The organism is uncultured Sphingomonas sp., assembly GCF_946477935.1.
Taxonomy (GTDB): domain Bacteria; phylum Pseudomonadota; class Alphaproteobacteria; order Sphingomonadales; family Sphingomonadaceae; genus Sphingomonas.
On record NZ_CAMLAC010000287.1, the window covers coordinates 1 to 3,943 of the forward strand.

4 protein-coding genes are annotated in these 3,943 nt (G+C 67.4%); 2 read left to right on the forward strand and 2 right to left on the reverse strand.

Translation table 11 applies throughout. The features are described from left to right. Both Q0U08_RS18500 and Q0U08_RS18505 read left to right on the forward strand, forming a co-directional pair. Positions 1 to 866 (forward strand): oligosaccharide flippase family protein (locus Q0U08_RS18500; RefSeq protein ID WP_298093168.1); only part of this gene is annotated, 866 nt, incomplete at its 5' end. Next, positions 859 to 1,134, forward strand: a complete 276-nt coding sequence (locus Q0U08_RS18505) for a hypothetical protein (protein ID WP_298093170.1) — start codon at positions 859 to 861, stop codon at positions 1,132 to 1,134. The genes Q0U08_RS18500 and Q0U08_RS18505, both read left to right, overlap by 8 nt. A gap of 46 nt (positions 1,135 to 1,180) precedes the next feature. On the opposite strand, the gene Q0U08_RS18510 is transcribed toward Q0U08_RS18505, so the two are convergent. Next, positions 1,181 to 2,656 carry a phytoene desaturase gene (locus tag Q0U08_RS18510; protein WP_298093172.1) on the reverse strand — a complete coding sequence of 492 codons (1,476 nt, stop codon included), beginning with the start codon at positions 2,654 to 2,656 and terminating at the stop codon, positions 1,181 to 1,183. After that, complete coding sequence (gene crtY, locus Q0U08_RS18515) at positions 2,653 to 3,816, reverse strand: lycopene beta-cyclase CrtY (protein WP_298093174.1); 1,164 nt, start codon at positions 3,814 to 3,816, stop codon at positions 2,653 to 2,655. Before crtY ends, Q0U08_RS18510 begins: the two co-directional genes overlap by 4 nt. Between the last annotated feature and the right edge of the window lie 127 nt (positions 3,817 to 3,943).

Below are 3,943 nucleotides of genomic sequence, written 5' to 3' on the forward strand. Positions count from 1 at the left end.
GGCCGATCCTGCGCTTCGGATCGAACGCCTCGCTCCTTTACATCAGCTCGGCGGTCGGCACGCGCAGCCCTGAACTCGTCATCGGGCGGATACTGACGCTGACCGCGGTCGGTCTGTACGGCCGCGCGGTAAGCCTTGCCGCACAGTTGCAGATGCTGGTCAGCGGTGCGGTGGACGGCGTCTTCTACCCCGCCTTCGCACGGTTGCGCGACGAGGGCGCGCCGCTCGGCGCCCCCTATCAGCGGGTAGTGGCGGCCTATAGCGCGGCGACTTGGCCCGCGATGGCGTTCCTCGGCGCGGCGGCGACGCCGATCGTGCTGATGCTGTACGGGCCTCGCTGGGCGGGGGTCGCGCCGCTGCTGCTCTGGGTATCGCTGGCGCAGGTCTTCTTCACCGCGCTGCCGCTGCATATCGAACTGCCGATCCTGCTTGGCCGCATCCGCCGGCTGGTGCTGCTCAACGTGGCGGACACGGTCGCCTCGATCGGGCTGCTGCTGCTCGGCGCGCTGTGGGGGCTTGAGTGGGCCGCGGTGTCGCGATTGGGCTATGGCATTGCGTGGTTCGCCATCTATGTCGGGTTGATGCAGACGCTGACAGGATTTCGGTGGCGGGCGATGCTCGTCATCTATGCGCAGAGCCTGAGCGCCACCCTCGCGACGGTGGCGCCGCTGCTCGCCGCGTATCGCTGGTTCGTCGCGCCGGCAGCGATGCAGTTCGGCCAGCTTGCGCTGTGTGCGCTGCTCGGCTGCATCGCCTGGGGCGTGACGATCTTTGTTGTCCGCCATCCCGTCCGGCATGAGGTGCTGGCGGTGGCGCAAGGGATCGCGTCGCGCCTGCCCGCCCGGCTGGTACCGCGGCGTGGCTGATCCGCGCGGCCTCGGCGACCCCGATCAGGCGGCCTTTGCCTGGGGCCGGTTCCGCGAGATCATGGCGTGGATGACGCTGGCGTCGGCCATCGCGGTGGCGGTGGCGATCGTCGCGCTGGCCCATGCCTTCGGGCCGCTGCATCTCGTGACGATGCTGGGCGTCATCGCCGGGGTCGGCGGATCGGTGATGCTGGCCGGTGCGCTGATGGGGCTGGCGTTTCTCAGCTCCGGCACCGGCCATGACGAGGATGTGGATCGGTTAGACTAGGGCCGGCACCGCGAAACGTGCCTTCAGCACGTTTCCGAACACCGCCTCAGCGATCCTCCAGCATCAGCCGCGCCGTCGCCTTGGCGGAACCGACCACGCCCGGTATCCCCGCCCCCGGATGCGTACCCGCACCGACGAAGAACAGGTTCGGGATCGCATCGTCGCGGTTGTGGACGCGGAAATAGGCGCTCTGCGTCAGGATCGGCTCCAGCGAGAAGGCGGAGCCCATATGCGCGTTCAGGTCGGTCGCGAAGTCGCTCGGCGCATAGGAGAATTTGGTCACGATCCGCTCATGGATATCGGGGATCAGCCGCCGGCCGACTTCGTCCAGGATGCGCTTTTCCAGGATCGGCCCGACCTCGGCCCAGTCCATCGGGAACTTGCCCATGTGCGGCACCGGCGCCAGCGCGTAGAAGGTCGAATGCCCCTCGGGCGCAAGGCTCGGATCGGTCACGGTCGGATGGTGCAGGTAGAGCGAGAAATCCTCCGCCAGCACGCCGTGATCGTAGATGTCGGTCAACAGGCCCTTATAGCGCGGCCCGAACAGGATCATGTGGTGCGGGATACCCGGCCAGGTGCCCTTGATCCCGAAATGCACCACGAACAGCGACGGCGAATATTTCTTGCGCTCCAGCCGTGCCGTCGTCCGCTTGGCCGAACGATTGTCGCCGAGCAGGTCGCGGTAGCTGTGCATGATGTCCGCGTTGGACGCGATCGCGTCCGCCTGGCTCGACCAGCCACTCTTCGTCACCACGCCGGTCGCCCGGTCGCCCAGCGTCTCGATCCGGGTGACGGGATCGCCCAGCCGCAGGACACCGCCGATCCGCTCGAACTGCGTGACCATGGCCGCCACCAGCCGGTTGGTGCCGCCGCGCGCGAACCACACGCCGCCGTCGCGCTCCAGCTTGTGGATGAGCGCATAGATCGCGCTCGTCGTCATCGGATTGCCGCCGACCAGCAGCGTGTGGAAGGACAAGGCCTCGCGCAGCTTCTCCGACTTCACGAATTTGGAGACCATCGCGTAGACCGAGTTCCACGCCTGGTATTTCGCCAGCGCCGGCGCCGCCTTCACCATCGACGCGAAGTCGAGAAAGGCGACATGGCCCAGCTTCTCATAGCCTTCGCGGTACACCCCCGCCGCATAGTCCAGGAACCGCTGGTACCCGGCAACGTCGTCCGGCTCCAGCTTGGCGATCTCGGAGCGCAGCAGCGTGTCGTCGTTGGTATAGTCGAAGTTCGTCCCGTCCACCCAGTTCAGCCGGTAGAACGGATTGACCGGATCGAGCACGATGTCGTCGCTCATGTCGCGCCCGGTCAGCGACCACAGCTCGCGCAGGCAATTGGGATCGGTGATCACGGTCGGCCCGGCATCGAAGGTGAAGCCGTCGCGCTCCCAGTAATAGGCACGGCCCCCCGGCTTGTCGCGCGACTCCACGATCGTGGTCTGCACGCCCGCCGATTGCAGGCGGATGGCCAGCGCCAGCCCGCCGAAACCCGATCCGATGACGATCGCGGTCTTCATGCGCGTGCCCCCCGGAGTGCGGAGATCGCGCGGCCGATCGGCACCGGCGGCCGGCCGGTCAGGATGCGCGCCTTGTCGGCCATGGTCGATTGTCCTGCATAGAAGCGCCCGATGAGGCCGGGCGCCAGTCGGTAGAAGCGCTCAAGCACACGGTAGCGTTCCTCGGGCTCGGCGGCCCGAAACAGCATGGTGTCGAGCATGCGATAGAATTTGCGCGCGTCCCAGGCGGCGCGCGCCAGCCCATGGGTCAGGTCGTGCAGGTCCGCGCCCGCAAAGTCGCGTCGTGCCGCGATCGCGCTGGCGGTGCGGATCGTGTCGGGCAGCGAATAGCCGGTGGTCGGATGGAACAGGCCGGCACGCATTCCCGCCTTGGGTGTCTTGGCCCCGCCCGATCGCCAATAGGCCTCGAAATTGCCGCCCATCACCACCGGCAGCACGCCGGCTTCCTCGCGCACGATCTCGGTGACATCCCAGTCCATCGACGCGGCATAACGCTCCAGGCGCGGCACGATCGCGCCGCGATTGAGGTCGGCGGAGGTGGAGTAATAGGTATCCTCGACAAAGATGCGGTCCGCCCCGAAGGGCAGGACGTAGACGAAGCGGTATCCGTCCACCTGCTTCACCGTCGCATCCATCACCACCGGCCGCTCGCGCCCGTGCGGCGCTGCCAGCGCCAGCTCCCGCCCGACGAACTTCTGCCAACCGCAATCCAGCGTCGACAGATCGCCCGTGCCGCGCGTGTCGATCACGCCCTTGGCCTCGATCCGGTCGCCATCGGCCAGCACCACCGCGGTGGCCGACACGCCTAGCGCCTTGCGCCCCAGCAGCAACGCCTGTTCGGGCAGTGCGGCCCGCACCACCCGGTCCAGCCGGCTGCTCTCGATCGAATAATAGGGTTGCGCGATCGTCCGCCCATGCGCCGGAAACGCCACGTCATAGCGGCCCCATGCATGCGCGACGGCACGCTCCACGATCCAGCGATCACCCCGCTCCACGTCGCTGCCGAAGAACGACCACAGGTGATTGCCGCCGATGCTGTCACCCGCATCGACCAGCCGGACGTCGAGGTCCGGGTGCCGTCCTTTCAGCGCCAGTGCGATCAGGCTACCCGCCAGACCCGCACCGACGATCGCGACATCGCATGCGATCGTGGAAGCCATATCCGCTCGCTACCCCAAACCGCGCACGACGCAAACCACTTAACCGAGTTGGGGTAGGTTGACCCCTATACGCCCTCTCCCCTCCGGGGAGAGGGAGGGGACCCGCGGCATAGCCGTGGGGAGGGTG

Excerpts from the sequence above, each read along its gene's own strand:
- Q0U08_RS18510 (WP_298093172.1), bottom strand. The coding sequence starts at position 2,656 with ATGAAGACCGCGATCGTCATCGGATCGGGTTTCGGCGGGCTGGCGCTG.
- crtY (WP_298093174.1), bottom strand. The coding sequence starts at position 3,816 with ATGGCTTCCACGATCGCATGCGATGTCGCGATCGTCGGTGCGGGTCTG.